The 18,824-nt window shown below is 31.0% G+C and carries 17 protein-coding genes, 1 pseudogene and 2 riboswitches; of the genes and pseudogenes, 8 read left to right on the forward strand and 10 right to left on the reverse strand.

Annotation, left to right across the window (positions count from 1 at the left end; genetic code table 11):
• Window positions 1-128: 128 nt before the first annotated feature.
• From KTC94_RS08960 to KTC94_RS08970, 3 genes are read right to left on the reverse strand one after another with little or no spacing between them, the layout of a single operon-like run.
• Window positions 129-896 (reverse strand): hypothetical protein, encoded by a 768-nt coding sequence (locus KTC94_RS08960; protein WP_220320338.1) that lies wholly within the window; start codon window positions 894-896, stop codon window positions 129-131.
• Window positions 897-899: 3 nt separating this feature from the next.
• Window positions 900-1,787, reverse strand: a complete 888-nt coding sequence (locus tag KTC94_RS08965) for an ABC transporter ATP-binding protein (RefSeq protein WP_220286978.1) — start codon at window positions 1,785-1,787, stop codon at window positions 900-902.
• Between the two features lie 23 nt (window positions 1,788-1,810).
• Entirely contained in the window at window positions 1,811-2,830 is a 1,020-nt protein-coding gene (locus KTC94_RS08970) for a hypothetical protein (RefSeq protein WP_220320337.1), read from the reverse strand.
• A gap of 234 nt (window positions 2,831-3,064) precedes the next feature.
• On the opposite strand from KTC94_RS08970, the pseudogene KTC94_RS08975 reads away from it, so the two are divergent.
• Both KTC94_RS08975 and KTC94_RS08980 read left to right on the forward strand, forming a co-directional pair.
• Window positions 3,065-3,313, forward strand: a pseudogene (locus tag KTC94_RS08975) (nucleoside deaminase); the annotation flags it as partial.
• 155 nt (window positions 3,314-3,468) lie between these two features.
• Complete coding sequence (locus KTC94_RS08980) at window positions 3,469-3,966, forward strand: cupin domain-containing protein (RefSeq protein ID WP_216302257.1); 498 nt, start codon at window positions 3,469-3,471, stop codon at window positions 3,964-3,966.
• A 183-nt stretch (window positions 3,967-4,149) separates the two neighbouring features.
• Here the strand turns inward: KTC94_RS08980 and KTC94_RS08985 are convergent, their stop codons facing one another.
• A complete protein-coding gene (locus KTC94_RS08985; protein ID WP_220320336.1) occupies window positions 4,150-4,998 on the reverse strand; it encodes an undecaprenyl-diphosphate phosphatase in 849 nt (282 codons plus the stop codon).
• 203 nt (window positions 4,999-5,201) lie between these two features.
• Between KTC94_RS08985 and KTC94_RS08990 the strand changes: the two genes are divergently transcribed.
• The 4 genes from KTC94_RS08990 (at window position 5,202) to KTC94_RS09005 (ending at window position 9,734) form a co-directional block, all read left to right on the forward strand.
• Window positions 5,202-5,531, forward strand: a complete 330-nt coding sequence (locus KTC94_RS08990; protein ID WP_165413575.1) for a PadR family transcriptional regulator — start codon at window positions 5,202-5,204, stop codon at window positions 5,529-5,531.
• A 1-nt stretch (window position 5,532) separates the two neighbouring features.
• Window positions 5,533-6,501 (forward strand): permease prefix domain 1-containing protein, encoded by a 969-nt coding sequence (locus KTC94_RS08995; protein WP_220320335.1) that lies wholly within the window; start codon window positions 5,533-5,535, stop codon window positions 6,499-6,501.
• 74 nt (window positions 6,502-6,575) lie between these two features.
• Window positions 6,576-6,686: riboswitch (SAM riboswitch) on the forward strand.
• A gap of 133 nt (window positions 6,687-6,819) precedes the next feature.
• Window positions 6,820-6,931: riboswitch (SAM riboswitch) on the forward strand.
• A gap of 111 nt (window positions 6,932-7,042) precedes the next feature.
• Window positions 7,043-8,329: an O-acetylhomoserine aminocarboxypropyltransferase/cysteine synthase family protein gene (locus tag KTC94_RS09000; RefSeq protein WP_216302262.1), complete on the forward strand. Its 1,287-nt coding sequence runs from the start codon at window positions 7,043-7,045 to the stop codon at window positions 8,327-8,329.
• Window positions 8,330-8,444: 115 nt separating this feature from the next.
• Window positions 8,445-9,734: a homoserine dehydrogenase gene (locus tag KTC94_RS09005; protein ID WP_216302263.1), complete on the forward strand. Its 1,290-nt coding sequence runs from the start codon at window positions 8,445-8,447 to the stop codon at window positions 9,732-9,734.
• Window positions 9,735-9,859: 125 nt separating this feature from the next.
• Here KTC94_RS09005 and KTC94_RS09010 read toward each other — a convergent pair whose 3' ends face one another.
• The 3 genes from KTC94_RS09010 to KTC94_RS09020 all read right to left on the reverse strand — a co-directional run bounded on the left by KTC94_RS09010 (window position 9,860) and on the right by KTC94_RS09020 (window position 12,802).
• Window positions 9,860-10,201, reverse strand: a complete 342-nt coding sequence (locus tag KTC94_RS09010) for a zinc ribbon domain-containing protein YjdM (RefSeq protein ID WP_165413571.1) — start codon at window positions 10,199-10,201, stop codon at window positions 9,860-9,862.
• 274 nt (window positions 10,202-10,475) lie between these two features.
• Window positions 10,476-11,351, reverse strand: a complete 876-nt coding sequence (locus KTC94_RS09015) for an alpha-amylase family glycosyl hydrolase (RefSeq protein ID WP_220320334.1) — start codon at window positions 11,349-11,351, stop codon at window positions 10,476-10,478.
• Window positions 11,352-11,830: 479 nt separating this feature from the next.
• Window positions 11,831-12,802: a tRNA-dihydrouridine synthase gene (locus KTC94_RS09020; RefSeq protein ID WP_220320333.1), complete on the reverse strand. Its 972-nt coding sequence runs from the start codon at window positions 12,800-12,802 to the stop codon at window positions 11,831-11,833.
• 174 nt (window positions 12,803-12,976) lie between these two features.
• Here KTC94_RS09020 and KTC94_RS09025 point away from each other — a divergent pair, with 174 nt between their 5' ends.
• Window positions 12,977-14,410 carry a DDE-type integrase/transposase/recombinase gene (locus tag KTC94_RS09025; protein ID WP_258280699.1) on the forward strand — a complete coding sequence of 478 codons (1,434 nt, stop codon included), beginning with the start codon at window positions 12,977-12,979 and terminating at the stop codon, window positions 14,408-14,410.
• A gap of 554 nt (window positions 14,411-14,964) precedes the next feature.
• Here the strand turns inward: KTC94_RS09025 and KTC94_RS09030 are convergent.
• The 3 genes from KTC94_RS09030 to KTC94_RS09040 form a co-directional block, all read right to left on the reverse strand.
• Window positions 14,965-15,129 (reverse strand): hypothetical protein, encoded by a 165-nt coding sequence (locus KTC94_RS09030; RefSeq protein ID WP_216302266.1) that lies wholly within the window; start codon window positions 15,127-15,129, stop codon window positions 14,965-14,967.
• Between the two features lie 333 nt (window positions 15,130-15,462).
• Complete coding sequence (locus tag KTC94_RS09035) at window positions 15,463-15,756, reverse strand: DUF1002 domain-containing protein (RefSeq protein WP_220320586.1); 294 nt, start codon at window positions 15,754-15,756, stop codon at window positions 15,463-15,465.
• A gap of 88 nt (window positions 15,757-15,844) precedes the next feature.
• Entirely contained in the window at window positions 15,845-16,738 is an 894-nt protein-coding gene (locus KTC94_RS09040; RefSeq protein ID WP_220320587.1) for a metallophosphoesterase, read from the reverse strand.
• 174 nt (window positions 16,739-16,912) lie between these two features.
• On the opposite strand from KTC94_RS09040, the gene KTC94_RS09045 reads away from it, so the two are divergent.
• Window positions 16,913-18,346 carry a DDE-type integrase/transposase/recombinase gene (locus KTC94_RS09045; protein WP_258280699.1) on the forward strand — a complete coding sequence of 478 codons (1,434 nt, stop codon included), beginning with the start codon at window positions 16,913-16,915 and terminating at the stop codon, window positions 18,344-18,346.
• Window positions 18,347-18,824: the final 478 nt, after the last annotated feature.

Raw genomic sequence — 18,824 nt, forward strand, 5'->3', positions numbered from 1 at the left:
AAATTATCACCTAAATGTTCCATATTAAATATTTCAGAAGACTAAACAATTAATAATTGTTTAGTCTTCTGAAATATCCTTGTATTTCTTACTTATATAATACCATAGAAACTATCTTGTCATATTTTTTATTCCTTTATAAATGATTTGTAAGTAAGCTTTGGTAAAAATATAAAACAAGCAATAACTATTGCTATTTGAATCATAATCAGTGATATTGGAACTTGATATTTTATTAATTCCATAGACATCATTCCCCAAAGTGGAGTTACCCCAAAATATTTTGCGTACACCCCTTGCGATAATAAACCACTTAGTATATATGGCACCCCCATAAGCAATCCCCCAAAAACAAAAGGTATAGAAGCTGATTTACTTATTGCTGATAAATATAATCCTAACTGTGAGAAAAAGAACGAACCTATTATAACTGTTATTATAAGTATAATCATCATTTGCAATACAGTTATGTTTGAGCCACTATTTCCAAAATACCAAAGTTTTTTTAATGGTAAATCTAGCCCTTTAAAATTAGATTTTATTAATCCATCTATACATACTGTAAGTACTATTGATAGATTACCTATTGATGTTGCTATTCCAGCCCCAATGGATTTTGCCATTACAACCTTTTTCTTTCCATTTTGGGTTGTATTTATAAGTTCATTCATATTAGAACTATATTCAAGGGTATATACAGCTGAAATTATCATAAAGGTTATTAGTCCTATTAATGGCACGATCCCAGAAATTTTACTAAATACATCTGCCCAAACCTCTACGCTTTCACCTGGCCTAATTAAAATTTTACTAAATAAAAGCAAAACAATCCAAGTTATTATAATGCTAGGTTTTAATAACATTTTTCTTATTTCTGATTTGATAAGAATTCCCATAAGTTACACCTCCCTAGTATTTTCTAAATCAAAGTAAAACATATACACATCCTCGAAACTTGGCTCTATGCTTTGCGCTGATACATATAAAGGCATTTTATCGCTTACTACTCTTAGCTGCGTAGAATCTGCCCCCCTTTGCATGTTGACCACTTTATAATCTCTTTGTATATCCATAATTTCATTTTCTTTATTCGTTGTAATCTTGTATACTTTTCCAGTCATGCCCGATAATATATCTTTATGATTTCCTTTTATTATAACGCTACCATTTTTAATCATTATAGTTTCTCTTGCTACTGCTTCTATATCTGAAATAATATGAGTTGAAAGTATTATTATTTTGTCCTTTGATATTTCAGCTATAAGATTTCTAAATCTTGCTCTTTCTTGTGGATCAAGACCCGCTGTTGGTTCATCTAATACAACTACTTTAGGATCATTTAATAATACTTGTGCAATTCCAACTCTTCGTTTCATCCCACCTGAAAATTTACCAACTGCCTTGTTTCTAACCTCATATAAGCCAACAAGGTTTAGTAGTTCATCAATTTTTTCAGATGCACTATTTTTATCTATTCCTTTTAATGCAGCCACGTATTTCAAAAATTGCTTTGCTGTAAAATTTTTATATGCACCAAATTCTTGTGGCAGATATCCAATAATATTTCTATACTCATCCTCTTTATCGTAAATACTTTTCCCATTATAAATAATTTCTCCACTAGTAGGTTTTGTTAATGTTACTATTTGTTTCATTAGTGTAGTTTTACCCGCTCCATTTGGTCCGAGTAGTCCATATACACCATTTTCTAAAGTAAGTGTTATATTATTATTTGCATTCTTTTTTCCAAAGGTTTTTGTTAATTTTTTTATTTCAAGCTTGTTCATAATTATTCCTCCTCTAATTTTAATTATCTTACTAATACTTTTTTAAATGATACTATGCTTAATGTAATTGCTGCCACTATAGTCACTGCAAGCATTCCAATACAAAGATTTATTAAATCAAAATTCATACCAAAGAATTTTACACTTCCATAATATACTCCAGCAAACATTTGAAAATAGACTATTAAATCTATAAAATTAACCTTGCTTAATACCATTTGAACATTACTTGGAATTACTCTTACTATAGTTAACAGTTTTGGAGTAATAACAATAATTAAAAACGCACTTGTTGATGCTATTGAACTTTTTGTTATAAATGAACATAAACATGCAATTACACCTAAAGTAACTAGTATTAATATCATTATGATTATCTTAGATATTATAAATTGAATTATTGTATATGCATCCCGTGCTAGAATAGGATTATCTATTATTCTTATTGCTTGTAGTTTCCCATTTATAGGCATGCCATATTGAATTGCTGTTATTATGAATTGAATTGCTAGATAAAATCCATATAGAACTGTTGGTATTAATATTCCAAGTCCTAATTTTGAATATAAAGTTCTATTTTTATTTTTTGATGTAAGAATCAAATTTTCTACCGTAGAAACAATTTCATCCGTATATGTATTACAGCAAACTATAATTAGAATTACCACCATACAGAATACCATAAATGTATTGGTCGCTCTATAATCGAATACCTTCCAAAAACTAACTTCTTTATACATGGCGCCTTCCATACTTTTTAGCTTTTTGGTGGATATTTCTTTAATACCTTTACTAAATTCATCCTTCTGCTGGTTATTTGCAGCTTCCTTTATTGTTCCTATTTTTGCATCTAATTTTTCTTGTGCAATTACCTCTGCCTTCCTTGTATCTTTAATTAACTCATATTGCTGATTTCTATGTGATTTCTGTGTTTCCATCTCTGGTTTTATAAAAGCCATTACTCCGCAAAGTAAAATAAATATCGCCGCTACAATTATTCCAGTTTTTGATTTTAATATTTTTTTAAGTTCCCAATATATCATATTGTGCCTCCTTGTATTCCTCTTCAGTAATTATTTTTTTCGGTAAGATTATAATTATGAAGTGAATCTTGCTATAGGTACATTATATAAGGTTAATCTTATCTCTTGATAACATTAACCTTAAATAAACCTTACAAATATTTTATATTTTAAAAATAAGATAGAAAAGGGATTTTATTTAACTAGTTAAAAATGTTTTGCAAATAAACAAAAGACTTTTTATGGAATTGTACTTTATATACAACTGCCGAGCCATGTGTAATGTGTTCTGGTGCAATATATTGGGGTAATGTGGGGGAAGTAGTATATGGTATAAGCGAGAAAAGATTACTAGAGCTTACTGGTAATAATGATATAAATCCAACCTTTGATTTATCTTGCAGATATGTCTTTGCAAAAGGACAAAAGAATATTAATGTTGAAGGCCCTTTTGAAGAAATTGAGCAAGATGTCGTAAATGTTCATGATGGTTTTTGGGATTAATTGAGTAAACAAATACAAAAACTGTATTGGAATTTTCTAATACAGTTTTTGTATTGACGCTGCTATAGTTATAATCTAAATGAAACTACCCTTGTCACTACTGATCTATTTGATTATAATTAAGTGTAATCATTTTTTTACAAAGGAGATAAATTATGCACTCATCACAATACTTTATTGACACATTAAATATGGAACCTCATCCTGAAGGTGGTTTCTACAAAAGCAGCTTTGACTCTTGTGAAAATATTAGCTCCAATGATTTAAAAACTAGCTTTGAAGGTGAAAGAATACTTTGGACTAGTATTTATTTTTTATTAAGAGATGGAGAAATTTCAAGTTTCCATAGATTGAAATCAGATGAAATGTGGTACTATCATGCAGGTTCCCCTCTTACAATATATATGATAAGTCCAGAGGGAGAACTTACTACTAAGCAACTAGGTCTTAATATAAAAAATGGAGAAACCCCACAATTCCTAGTACCTAAGAATTATATCTTTGGTTCTGCTATGAATAGTTCAGGTTACTCTCTTGTTGGCTGTATGGTATCCCCCGGCTTTGACTTTAAAGATTTTGAAATATTAAAAAGAGATGTTCTTTTAAACAAGTACTCTCAACATAAGGATATAATAATTAAGCTCACAAAATAACTATTGCTTTATAATTAGAGACCCTACTAGAATCATTGATTCTAGTAGGGTCTCACTATTTTAATACTGTTTATTTATATTCTAAACATTTACTACCGTCTTCATATCACTTAATACATATGTATTTTTTTCCCTTTGCCGTTTCATAAAGAAAGAATGCCACTTGCTATTTACTCTCTATGATTATATTAAAACAATAACCTTAGTTAATACTAATATTCCAAGTAAAATACCTACTACTATTCTATATATTGCAAAGAGTTTCATTGGCTTCTTTTTCAAATAATCCACAAATTTTTTCATAACTATCAAAGATACTATGAAGGCTACAACAAATCCTACTATTAATGAAATCCATAATGTTTTCGTCATTACAGAATAATCAAATTCAAATAAATCTTTTCCTGTTGCCCCTATCATAGCTGGAATCGCTATGAAAAATGAAAATTCTGCTGCTATTGGTGTTGATAATCCTGCAATCCATCCGCCCATAATTGTAGAAGCACTTCTTGACATTCCTGGCCACATTGCAAGCAGTTGTAATAAACCGATCTTAAATGATTGTATAGGCGTTATGCTATCTATACTTTCTACTTTATGATCCCTGTTTCTAACTCTCTTCTCGATTATTAGTAACAATAATCCACCAACTATGAATCCTACTATAACAGCCTCTGGTGTAAACAATAGTTTTATTTTATCGTATAATACTACTCCTGCAATTCCCATTGGAATAGATGCCGTAATAACATTTATCCCAAATCTGAATCCTTTCTTTCCCTCTTTTCCTTTAGTAAATATAAACTTAAAAAATTCTATTATACTTTCGCTAATCTTCTCCCAATACAAAACAACAACCGCCATTATTGCTCCAAGTTGGATTACAACTTCAAACATCTTTACAAATTCTCCCTCAAACCCAATTGCCCATCCAATCAATATCATATGTCCTGTAGACGATACTGGGATAAATTCAGTTACCCCTTCTACTATTGCTATTATAATTGCTTTTAATAAAAATATTATGTCCATAACTCACCATTCCTTACAATTTAATTATTACTGTATATAGTTTATCATAATAATCTATAAGGTACCATCTTCAAAACTTACTGTAATATGACATCTATGCAAGTTTTAAAAAATGCTTTACCTGTCGTAGTAATTGTGTTATTCTTAAATTACTACGACAGACAAAGTACTACAGATGCAGTAAAATTAAAGGAGGATATAATTTGATAAGCAGCGATGTAATTCGAGGATATAATGATACGATTATTCTTTTTATGCTTCAAGATGGCGAATCCTACGGGTATGAAATATCAAAAAACATCAGAAAATTATCAGAGGAGAAGTATGTTATGAAAGAGACCACACTCTATTCAGCATTCAACCGTCTTGAGAAGAATGGATATATCGAATCTTTCTATAAAGATGAAACCTTTGGTAAAAGACGCACATATTATAAAATTACCCCCGTAGGTTTAACCTACTATAAAGAAAAATGTGAAGAATGGAGCTTAACAAAAGAAGTTATTAATAAATTTATTAAGGAGAGGGATTAAAATGGAAACTATAAAAAATTATTTAGATAATATGTTTAAAGTCCTACCAAGAACAAATCAGACGGTCAAATTAAAAAATGATTTATTATGGAATATGGAAGAAAAATATAACGAGCATAAGAATAATGGTAAATCTGAAAACGAGGCTATTGGTATCGTAATTTCAGAATTTGGCAATATTGATGAATTAATTGATGAACTCGGCATCGAACATATGAAAGATGATGTTATACTTAAAACCATTACACAGGAAGATGCAGATAATTTTATGGCTGAAAAAAAGAGATCTGGCTTATTGTTGGGTATTGGTGTTTCTTTATGTATTGTAGCAACGGCTATATTAATATTAATTACCACTCTCGTAGATAATGGCATTCTCGGTAAAGGTATTTCAAAAAATTTCAGCGATATGTTTGGTATTATTCCACTATTTATTCTACTTGTACCTGCTATAGCTTTATTCATTTATTCCGGTATAAAGCTAGAAAAATACAAGTATCTACAAAGCGGTTTTGATTTGCCTCTTCATGTAAAAGCAATTATAAATCAAAAAAATAATGCTTTTGCATCAACCCATATGATATCTGTAATAACAGGTGTGTGCATATGTGTCATATCACCAGTTGCACTTTTTGTATCATCTGCTTTTGGCGACAATGCATCTAGCTACGGAGTAGTTGTTTTACTTGTGATGATTGCTATTGCCGTTTTCCTCTTTATATATTTTGGAAATATTAAGCAGAGTTTTAGTATTCTTTTACAGATTGGTGACTTTTCAAAAGAAAAAACTGAAGATAATAAACTTATTGGTGCAGTTGCTGCTATCGTATGGCCATTAGCAATCTGTATCTTCCTTGTCAGTGGATTAGTTTTTAATCTATGGCACATTAATTGGATTATATTCCCTATCGTTGGCATTTTATTTGGTATGTTCAGTGCAGCATATAGTATTATAAAAGGGCATAATTAAAATAATTTTATCTTTTAAAAAAGTATTGACAATTGTTTTTATGAGTAATATACTAAATACTAATAACTGAATACAACTTATCCAGAGTGGCAGAGGAACTGGTCCGATGAAGCCCGACAACCAGCATTCTTATTCGAATGTAGTGGTGTCAATTCCTGCAGATTGTAAAATCTGAAAGATAAGGATGTTAGCAAATTTTATGATACAATTTTATTGTTTATTAAAGTTAACTATTGCTACTTTCCTTATAGGAAAGTAGCTTTTTTTCTTCCCCAAAAATCTAAATAAATAATGTACTAAATACTAACAACTAAATATAACTTATCCAGAGCGGCAGAGGGACTGGCCCGATGATGCCCGACAACCAGCATTTTTAAAAGAAGTGCAATGGTGTCAATTCCATCAGATTGTAAAATCTGAAAGATAAGGACGATAGCAAATTTTATGATACAATTTTATTGTTTAATAAAATTAATCATGCTGCTTTCCTTATAGGAGAGCAGCTTTTTTTTGAAAAATAATTATAAAAGGAGAAATTAATATGAGTGAGCGAAAATTAAGTTTTGAAACATTACAGGTACATGCAGGGCAGGTTCCAGACCCTACTACAGGCTCGAGAGCAGTCCCAATTTATCAAACATCATCTTTTGTTTTTAAAAATGCAGATCATGCAGCAAATTTATTTCAATTAAAAGAAGAAGGAAATATATATTCAAGAATAATGAACCCAACTACAGACGTTTTTGAAAAAAGAGTAGCCGCTCTCGAAGGCGGAGTAGCAGGACTTGCTACAGCTTCAGGAATAGCTGCAACATTCTATGCAATACTTAATGTAGCAAATTCAGGCGATGAAATAGTAGCTGCAAGCACTCTATATGGTGGTACTTATGAACTATTTAATGTTACTCTTAGAAAACTTGGAATTAACGTAACATTTGTTGATCCAGATGATCCTGAAAATTTTAGAAAAGCTATCTCGAATAAAACAAAAGCACTTTATGCTGAAACAATGGGAAACCCAAAAATAAATGTTCTAGATATAGAGACAGTAGCGGATATTGCTCATGAAAATAAAATACCCCTTATTATTGACAATACCTTTGCAACTCCCTTCCTTTGCCGTCCAATTGAGTATGGTGCAGATGTAATTATTCATTCAGCAACAAAGTTCATTGGAGGACATGGAACTACTATTGGTGGAATTATAGTTGATGCTGGTAAATTTGATTGGGCAGCTAGCGGTAAATTCCCTGATTTTACAACTCCGGATAAAAGCTATAATGGAATAGTATATGCTAATTTAGGTGCTCCAGCATTTGCTTTAAAAGCTAGAGTTCAACTTTTAAGAAACACCGGTGCGACGCTTAGCCCTCAAAGTGCATTTTTATTTCTTCAAGGTTTGGAATCATTATCGTTAAGAGTTGAGAGACATGTAACAAACGCTAGGAAAGTTGTTGAATTTTTGAGTAAGCATCCAAATGTTTCATGGGTAAATTATCCTGAACTTGAGGGGAGCAGATACAAAGATTTAGCTAAAAAATACCTACCAAAAGGAGCAGGATCAATATTCACTTTTGGAATAAAAGGTGGCCTTGAAGCTGGAAAAAAATTTATTAATAATGTAGAATTATTTTCGCTGCTTGCAAATGTTGCAGATGCAAAATCTCTAGTAATTCACCCCTCAAGTACAACTCATGCAGAGCTTAATGCAGAGGAGCAAAAATCTGCTGGAGTTACTTCAGATTTGATAAGACTTTCAATTGGCGTTGAGGGTATCGACGACATTATATACGATTTGACGCAAGCTCTAGAAAAATCAGTTCAATAAAAAGTCAATAATTCTTTGGCAGCTGGTTTCAAAATAAGGTCTTGTTCCTAACTATATTCCTCCATCACCTTAGATGACGGAGGAATAACTTTAAAGTTTAGAAAGGAAAACTATTATGAAAAAGGTAAAAATAGCGATTTTAGGTTTTGGAAATGTTGGGACGGGTGTATGGAAAATACTTCACGAAAATAGAAAAGAAATAATGAAACGTTCAAATTATGAAATAGAAGTTGCTAAAATACTTGTAAAAGATATAAATAAAAAAAGAGATATCAAAGCACCTAATGGCCTATTAACAGATAACATTGATGATATTATAAATGATGAAAGTATAAAAATTGTGGTTGAACTTATTGGTGGATGCGATAAATCTAAAGAGTATATGATACGCGCAATGAAATCTAAAAAACATATTGTAACTGCTAATAAATTAGTTATCGCGAACTGGGGCGAAGAGTTATTTAAAACAGCGGAGAAAGAAAACGTATTGTTTTATTATGAAGCAAGTGTGGCTGGTGGAATTCCAATAATACGGGAGATTAATGAGAGCCTTACAGCCAATAGGATTGAGCAGATAATTGGAATTATAAATGGAACAACTAATTACATATTAAGCAAAATGACAATGGATGGGATTAGCTTTGATGAAGCACTAAAAGAGGCGCAAGAAAAGGGTTATGCTGAAGCGGACCCAACCTCTGATGTTGATGGCTTTGACGCTGTATATAAGCTTGCGATAATGTCTTCTCTAGCATTTGGAACTAAGGTAGATCATGATTGTATTTATAGAGAAGGAATAAGAAGTATTAGTGACATAGATATAGAATATGCTAAAAAACTTGGTTATTCAATAAAACTTTTAGCAATAGCTAAAGAAGTAAATAACAAATTAGAGCTAAGAGTACATCCAACCCTAATACCTTCGAGCCACCCAATGGCAAATGTAGCTGATGCATTTAATGCTATTATGATAAAAGGAAATGCAGTTGGAGAGTTAATGCTATATGGAAAAGGCGCTGGAGCTTTTCCAACTGGAAGTGCAGTTGTAGGTGATATAATATCCATATTAAGAAATAATGTAAATCCTTATGACTTATTAGACCTAAGTGACAAGACTGATTTTAAAGAAGTGAAAAAATCGGAAGAAAATGAATCAGAATTCTATATTAGACTTAATGTTAAAGATACAGTAGAAGTTTTAGGAGATACAGCGAAAATATTTGGAAAAAACAATGTCAGCATTATGTCCGTTACTGGAGATGTAAGGCACGATGATCATGGACCACTAGGATTTATTACCCATAAAAGTTCAGAAAAAAACATAAGAATTTCATTAGAAAAAATAAAAGAACTAGAAAACGTCAACAAAATAGAAAGTATAATAAGGATGGAATCATTTTATTAAACTTATTCTCCTTTTAGTATTTATATATAAAAACACCCCATCAGATGAATTTTACAACTTTTTTAGTTATAATCATTCAATGGGGTGAAGTTCACTATTTCGGTTCTATTACATTAAACCATGATTTATACTTTTTTAACAAATTCAGATTTTAATTCCATAGCTCCAAACCCATCAATTTTGCAATCAATATTATGATCTCCATCAACCAAACGTATATTTTTTACTTTTGTACCTTTTTTTATGGCTAATGGACTTCCTTTTACTTTAAGGTCTTTGATTATTGTTACAGAATCACCATCGTTTAATACATTTCCATTTGCATCTTTGATAATCCTTTTCTCTTCACTACTTTCTGTTTCTAATTCTAAAGTCCATTCATGAGCACATTCAGGGCAAACAAAAATACTTCTATCTTCGTAAGTGTATTCTGAATTACATTTTGGGCAATTTGGCAAATCAGCCATAATTTCATTTCCTCCATTCGTTATTGTTAACTCTAATATATAAGAATTATTGTCAATTTTCTTTTTACAACTTCATAAGAATAGCAATTACAAAGTTAAAATTCACAAAAAAAAATATAGGGAGTTCCTTATATGCTTATATACTATCATAGTCTCCTCATATTGACAAACCTTCCTCCGCCCTCTCCTTAAAGTCCCTTTTTTCTATTAATCATTTTTTACATACAAGTTTTTTAAAAGCAAGTCTAATTTCAAAAATAACCATAGCAGTCATTTATATTGCTAAATTAATATTTTTAATATTTTCCATTTTCCATAAATCTGAATATGCCCTAATATAAAATAATACATTACTTTCTTTATGATTTTTTAATAGTAAATCCCATTTTGATGTTATCACATTATCATCCATGCTTTTAGTAAATCCCCAGCTTTCCTCGGTGTCATGGGACATTACATAAATAACCATCTTGCTCTGGTCGGTTGCATCACCATCAGTTAACACATTGATAAAAGGTGTATACTTGTTTAATAGTTCTTTACTGGATTCAATACATTCAGCATAGTTGAACATATCTTTAAATTCACCAAATACCCTTCCCCAAAAGCAACTTCCTTCACTTTCTAATGCAAAATGCTTACCCATGTCGATTCTGAACCCACCCACTCCGCAATTCTTTAGTTCTTTTAAAAAATTTATATAAATTTTTTGTAATTCTACATCATTGTAATTGAGCATTGGTAATCCAAAAGCACCGTTAACTATTGCATTTCTATTGCCATAATCTACTGTATTTTTTGCGTTAGTCCAAAATTTAGGGTTATTTCGTAGGTTTTGATCTACGGTTTGACTTGGTATTAGCTTTCCACTCTCATCACCCGCTAAATGTCGTAACACTACGTCAACGATGATTTTAATTCCTATTTTATTAGCTTTATAACATAATTCTGTTAAATCTTCCTTTGTTCCACTTCTATTACCTATTTTAAATGATAGCGGTTGATAGTATGTCCACCATTCATCTCCTTTTTTGCAAGGTTGCACGGGAGTAACCTGTATGGATGTATAGCCACACTCTTTTACTTTATCTAAAATTTTAGTTATATCTGAGATTTTCCATTGAAAACAGTGTAATATTATTTCTCTCATATTATGTCCTTTCATTAATCATTTATTTTATAATGTATTTAAACATTTATTTACTCTCCAACCATTTAACCCATTTTCAGCTTAAATCATCACCTTCGTAACTGTTCATCTTCCTCAAGCTGCAACATTAATTAAATTATTACTATTACTATCAGATAATTTTTACAGGAAATAAATTTAACATAATGTAGTTCCTATAGATAATGATGTACTTAATTACCATTAAATATACATAGAATAATTTTTCAAAAAAATATAAAACACCTGATGTATAACACCAAGTGCATTTTGCAGTGAAAAGAATTTAAATACAAAATTTATAGTGGACTATAAGAAAACCCCCGACTAAAATTAATTAGTCGAGGGTTTTACTGATGGAGGCGATGCTTAACCTTTAAAACCCACCAATAATATAAAATTATTTTATTATATCCTCTTGCTCTTCTTAATCATACTTATTTAATAGAAGACATCCATATTTAATATTGATTATTAAATAATCCAGCCCCTTCTATGATTTCCTGCTCCGTAAATAAACTTAAGACAGCTTCATTATAATCACTTAAATTTTGTGACTTCTTTATTTTCTTAGCATATTTTTTATTATCTGAAAACATGTAAATCATATACCCCCATAGTTCTTTCATTCTAAATATTGCATTTCTATCTTCATCAAATAATTCTATATATTTATTTAAAATTTCATCATGAAAATCTTTTAGTACTTTTTTATCTATATTAGTATTAGTATTATTTTTAATCTCATTTATTAACCTTGGATTAGCTAGTATCCCTCTTCCTAGCATTACTGCTTTTACCTCTGGAAAAGCTTTCATTAATTTATTATGATCATCAATAGTGAAAATATCCCCATTATAACATACTGGATTGGTGCTTAAAGATAATGCATCTTTAAATACCTGTAAATTAGGTTTATTTCCATAAAAATCTTTTTGTATTCTCGGATGGATAATTAATTCTTCTAAAGGATATTTATTGTAAATTTTTATTAGCTCATAAAATTCCTCTGGACTATCTTTTCCTATTCTAGTTTTTATAGAAATTTTCATATCATCTATTTTAAATATTTCATCTAAAAACATATCAAGTTCTTCCCTTTTGGCTAGAAATCCCGAGCCTCTATTTTTTGAAACAACCGTTCCAGCAGGACATCCTAAATTTAAATTAACCTCCTTATAACCTAATTGTTGTAATTTTCTAGAAGTAATAATAAACCCTTCTGAATCGTTAGTAAGTATTTGGGGAACTATATTCATCCCTTTATTATTTTCAGGCAAAACATCTCTTAATTCTTTAGACTTAAGACTTCTACTTTTATTTGTAACAATAAAAGGTGTAAAGTATTTATCAATATTATTAAAAAATTTTTCATAAGAATTTCTATATATGTATCCCGTAATTCCTTCCATTGGTGCTAAATAATATTTCATTTACTAACCCCTTTATAACTATTGATAGTGTAAACACTATCTTTACTTTTTTTATATAAATCCTTGCATTTGCAAGGATTTAAGTTGTTTTTAAAATAAAAAAACAATGACCCCTTCTATTTGATATAATTGTTGTATCTGAACTCAACAAAATACCAAAAGGAAGGTGTCATTGTGAGTACAATTATATCAATGTTAGTTACCTATAATCAAGTATTACTTTCTCAAATTAAACAATTACTTATTTTTATTGCTAAAAATATACCGCTAAAAGTTCCAAAATACGATATGACAAGTCCTAAATATAAAAAACTTACTGTAGACAAATTGCCTACTATCAAAACTTTTGAAAAGCTTAATTATAATCAACTATTAGATGAGTATAAAACCTCTCATGGTAAGGATAAAAAACCTGTCAATTCTCGTGGTAAATATCCAGTATCCCCAGAGACCATCTGCCCTCAATGTGGCGCTCCGCACATCTATATCTACGATAACGCTGGAGGCCGTGGGCAGCTTTGGTGCAAAGTTTGTGATCTGCATTTCAACAAAAATAAGGTTAATTTTAAAACTGAGAGCTTCCTTTGCCCATTTTGTGGACACTCTTTAAGTAAGAAGAAGGACCGTAAAAACTTTTATATCCATAAATGTGTTAATAAAAAATGTAATTATTACCTGAATTCTCTTTCAAGGCTTTCTCTTGAAGATATTAAAGAATACAAGAAAGATAAGCACAGATTTAAACTGCATTACATTTATCGTGAGTTTACAACGAATTATTTTGATGTAGATTTATCTTCTATGCCAAAAGGTGCTACTAGCCTAAATTTCAGAAATTTTTCGTCTCATGTAATGGGCCTATGTCTAACATATAACATTAATTTAGGATTATCTACACGCCGTACGGCGCTTGCTCTTTGGGAAATACATGGAGTTAAAATATCTCATGTCATGGTTAGCAGATACGCCGTCACAGCTGCCGCTTTAGTTAAACCCTTTGTCGATAATTATGACTATAAGCCTACTGATTACCTCGCTGCTGATGAAACTTATACTAAAGTCAAAGGAGTCCATCAATATGTTTGGCTTGTTATGGACGCTATCAAGAAATCAATTTTAGGATACCAAGCGTCTTTTAGCCGTGATACTGGCCCTTGCATTTTGACTATGCGTATGGCTTTCGATAAGTTCAAAGAGTTTCCCGGCAAGTCACTTAAATTCGTTGCTGATGGCTATACTGCATATAAGCTTGCTGAGCAACAGTTTAAACTTAACGGCATGGACTTCGATGTAATCCAAGTAATTGGTCTTACTAACTCTGATCCTATTTCAACCGAATATCGTTGGCTTAAACAAATAATAGAGCGTCTCAACAGAACATTTAAATTTTCCTATAGGGTTACAAATGGCTTTGGTAGTGAAGAAGGTTCCAACACGCACTTGGCGTTGTTTGTAGCATATTACAACTTTCTCCGCCCACATAGCTACGCTTATTGGGGACCATTGAACTCAATCCCTGAACTTGAAAAGATTTCTACTATGCCAGCAAAATGGCAAAAGTTAATCGAACTTTCACAGCAACTTATAATAGAAAAACAGGTTGTATAAGTGAATTTACCTTTTAATATAGTTTGAATTTTCTTACCCGGCAGGGTTCCGTAAAAAAGGAACAATCTGATTAGGTATATTTTTGCTGACTTTTTTTATTTACCAAAAAAATTACAAGGTTTTGATGAAGACAAAACTAATATTTCATTCCTTTAAGGTATATTTTCACTTTTCAAGGTGCAATTTAAATTCCAAAATTTTTAATCTTGTTTTTTCATAGATTAGTTAACACTATCTAACTATTCTAAAAAACATTATATCAGCATTCTTTTTTCTTATCTACTTAATATTAATTAATTATATTTTCTTTCCAGTAACCAAAGGCAAAACATAGCAAACAATTTTGCAGACATTGTCTGCAAAATCTGTTGATTATAAAGAGGTTTAAAAACTCCTATTACGTTAAATAAGTAGCTAGTAAACGCACTAAGTTTTACTAGCTACTTACTTAATATATTATTTGTCCAACTTGGCATATTTTAAATTCTTTAATGAGGAATGGTACCTTCTTTCAATGGTATCCTCGCCTGCAAATATTGTGTACGTTGGCATAATTATTTACCTATGACCTTTTCTTGTTCCTTTTGTAGAACCATATTAGATAACATAATATAAAAATCCTGCTCTTCTTTACTCTTTGCCTTCTTAAATAAATTTTTTAATTGACTATAAGTGAAGTTCAAAAAAATATCATATATTTCATTATTTTCATTTTCCATATCTAATACCTCCAATTCAAACTATTATATACCAATATGTTAAATTAATAAACTATTGTCTTGTTATTTTGATTCTATTCATATAATTATATGTAATTTATTTTTTTAACTTAATAATTAGCTTATTTTTTACAAACACAAAAGTCTTCCTACTAAAATCAAATCTGAGGCTAGATTCTATATATAATTAAATCATAAGAAAACCCCCAACTAATTTATTAATTAATTGAAGGTTTACTGGTGGAGCCGGATCATGATAGGTTAAATCCACTATATAAATGTGCCTTCCTTAAATACAGAAGACATCTCTAATAACCAGTGAACTCTTGTGTCTCAGTAGGGGGTACCAGTACTTGTTGGCTCAATATAAGAACATGATATCGCCTTATTACCTAATTGAGCTCTAGATACTGTATCTCCCAGATATTTCTTCTCCTCACTAGCTGTAACTTCAACAACACTCGCACTATTTCTATCTACATCAAAATACTTTAGCATGTTTTCTTTCTGTTGATTCGTCAAATCATACCCTATAGTAACACTCTTATATAAATCAGCATATACATTTTTTATAGGTGTTGCAAGCAAACTTGCTGTTAAAATTACAACTAAGGCTAGAACCCCCACCTAATTTTTCATCTAAATGGGCTTGGTAATGGATATTTTCTTAACATAAATTATAGACCCATAATGTCACCTCATATTTTTATACTATTTAAGTATCAAAGTAATCCTTTAATTTTCTTGGTCCTGCAAGTACTTCGCTGTCTACGAATAAAGTTCCGTCCTTCTTTGTGTTAACATACCACTTTACAAGTTTGATATTACCAAAATCAATTTCCATTGCTGTTATGCATCGAGGATGAACACAGCTTCCATCATTGAAATATGGAGGATCACCTACTTCAGGAAACATAGGCCTATGTGTATGTCCTGCGACCATCATCTGTTTTTCTTTTATTACCCATTCAATAAGCTTTTTTTCTACTACTTGTTTCTTATGATAATTCTGTGCTGTTCTAGTTGGATCATTTACTCCAAAGAAGTTAAGAGGTCTCCATAAATACCTTACTAAAAATCTGGTCAATCTCCACATTTTATCATTTGGACAGTCCACTTGATGCCCGTGTATTAGAAAGATTTTGTCATTAGTAACTTTATGCCTCAATACTATCCCCTCATGGAGCCTAATATTATCGAATAAAGGAATATACCTTTTCTTGAGTTCATCAAAATATTTATATAAATTATTTTTTACAAATTTATCGTTTTTTTTTACTATATCATGGTTTCCAAAAATAAAATTAAGCCTATCTTCATTATAAAATTTAGATAGCAACCAGAAAACATCGCTATGTACCCTCTTAATGTCAGAAAGTCTTTTATTCTCCCAAAGTTCATCTCCATCACCAATCTCTATATAAGTATAGTGTTCGTCATAGTAATGAGTTAAGGCCGCAAAATAAATATTTTGATTCTTTGAAAAATCATCTGACCAGTTTCCATCTCCTCTATGGCAATCACTCATTAAAACAATCTTGGAGGAATCGTCAAAAATAATTTCCTCCGATGACTCAAAAACTTTAGATAGATGTTTTAATGTATTCATTTTATCCCCCTCTAAACCAGCAGGATAGTGTAAACACTATCTTTACTTTTTTTATATAAATCCTTGCATTTGCAAGGATTTAAGTTGTTTTTAAAATAAAAAAACAATGACCCCTTCTATTTGATATAATTGTTGTATCTGAACTCAACAAAATACCAAAAGGAAGGTGTCATTGTGAGTACAATTATATCAATGTTAGTTACCTATAATCAAGTATTACTTTCTCAAATTAAACAATTACTTATTTTTATTGCTAAAAATATACCGCTAAAAGTTCCAAAATACGATATGACAAGTCCTAAATATAAAAAACTTACTGTAGACAAATTGCCTACTATCAAAACTTTTGAAAAGCTTAATTATAATCAACTATTAGATGAGTATAAAACCTCTCATGGTAAGGATAAAAAACCTGTCAATTCTCGTGGTAAATATCCAGTATCCCCAGAGACCATCTGCCCTCAATGTGGCGCTCCGCACATCTATATCTACGATAACGCTGGAGGCCGTGGGCAGCTTTGGTGCAAAGTTTGTGATCTGCATTTCAACAAAAATAAGGTTAATTTTAAAACTGAGAGCTTCCTTTGCCCATTTTGTGGACACTCTTTAAGTAAGAAGAAGGACCGTAAAAACTTTTATATCCATAAATGTGTTAATAAAAAATGTAATTATTACCTGAATTCTCTTTCAAGGCTTTCTCTTGAAGATATTAAAGAATACAAGAAAGATAAGCACAGATTTAAACTGCATTACATTTATCGTGAGTTTACAACGAATTATTTTGATGTAGATTTATCTTCTATGCCAAAAGGTGCTACTAGCCTAAATTTCAGAAATTTTTCGTCTCATGTAATGGGCCTATGTCTAACATATAACATTAATTTAGGATTATCTACACGCCGTACGGCGCTTGCTCTTTGGGAAATACATGGAGTTAAAATATCTCATGTCATGGTTAGCAGATACGCCGTCACAGCTGCCGCTTTAGTTAAACCCTTTGTCGATAATTATGACTATAAGCCTACTGATTACCTCGCTGCTGATGAAACTTATACTAAAGTCAAAGGAGTCCATCAATATGTTTGGCTTGTTATGGACGCTATCAAGAAATCAATTTTAGGATACCAAGCGTCTTTTAGCCGTGATACTGGCCCTTGCATTTTGACTATGCGTATGGCTTTCGATAAGTTCAAAGAGTTTCCCGGCAAGTCACTTAAATTCGTTGCTGATGGCTATACTGCATATAAGCTTGCTGAGCAACAGTTTAAACTTAACGGCATGGACTTCGATGTAATCCAAGTAATTGGTCTTACTAACTCTGATCCTATTTCAACCGAATATCGTTGGCTTAAACAAATAATAGAGCGTCTCAACAGAACATTTAAATTTTCCTATAGGGTTACAAATGGCTTTGGTAGTGAAGAAGGTTCCAACACGCACTTGGCGTTGTTTGTAGCATATTACAACTTTCTCCGCCCACATAGCTACGCTTATTGGGGACCATTGAACTCAATCCCTGAACTTGAAAAGATTTCTACTATGCCAGCAAAATGGCAAAAGTTAATCGAACTTTCACAGCAACTTATAATAGAAAAACAGGTTGTATAAGTGAATTTACCTTTTAATATAGTTTGAATTTTCTTACCCGGCAGGGTTCCGTAAAAAAGGAACAATCTGATTAGGTATATTTTTGCTGACTTTTTTTATTTACCAAAAAAATTACAAGGTTTTGATGAAGACAAAACTAATATTTCATTCCTTTAAGGTATATTTTCACTTTTCAAGGTGCAATTTAAATTCCAAAATTTTTAATCTTGTTTTTTCATAGATTAGTTAACACTATCACCAGCAGATTCTTTCTATATTTAAATATATTACAATGTTTACTCATAAAGAACACTTAGAGGCCCGTAAAAAAGGATATCGATGCTTTAGAAACAACTGTCAAGGAATTAATATTAACCTATCTTGAAGAAGTTATTATATTAGGTTCGTTACCTCATATAATATTTTTAAAAAAATAAGAGCCTTGGAAAAAGTCCAAGGCTCCCCTAAGGTGATTAACTGCTGCGTAGTATCCATTTAT

Source organism: Clostridium sp. CM028 (genome assembly GCF_030585565.1).
GTDB lineage: Bacteria > Bacillota > Clostridia > Clostridiales > Clostridiaceae > Clostridium_AD > Clostridium_AD estertheticum_B.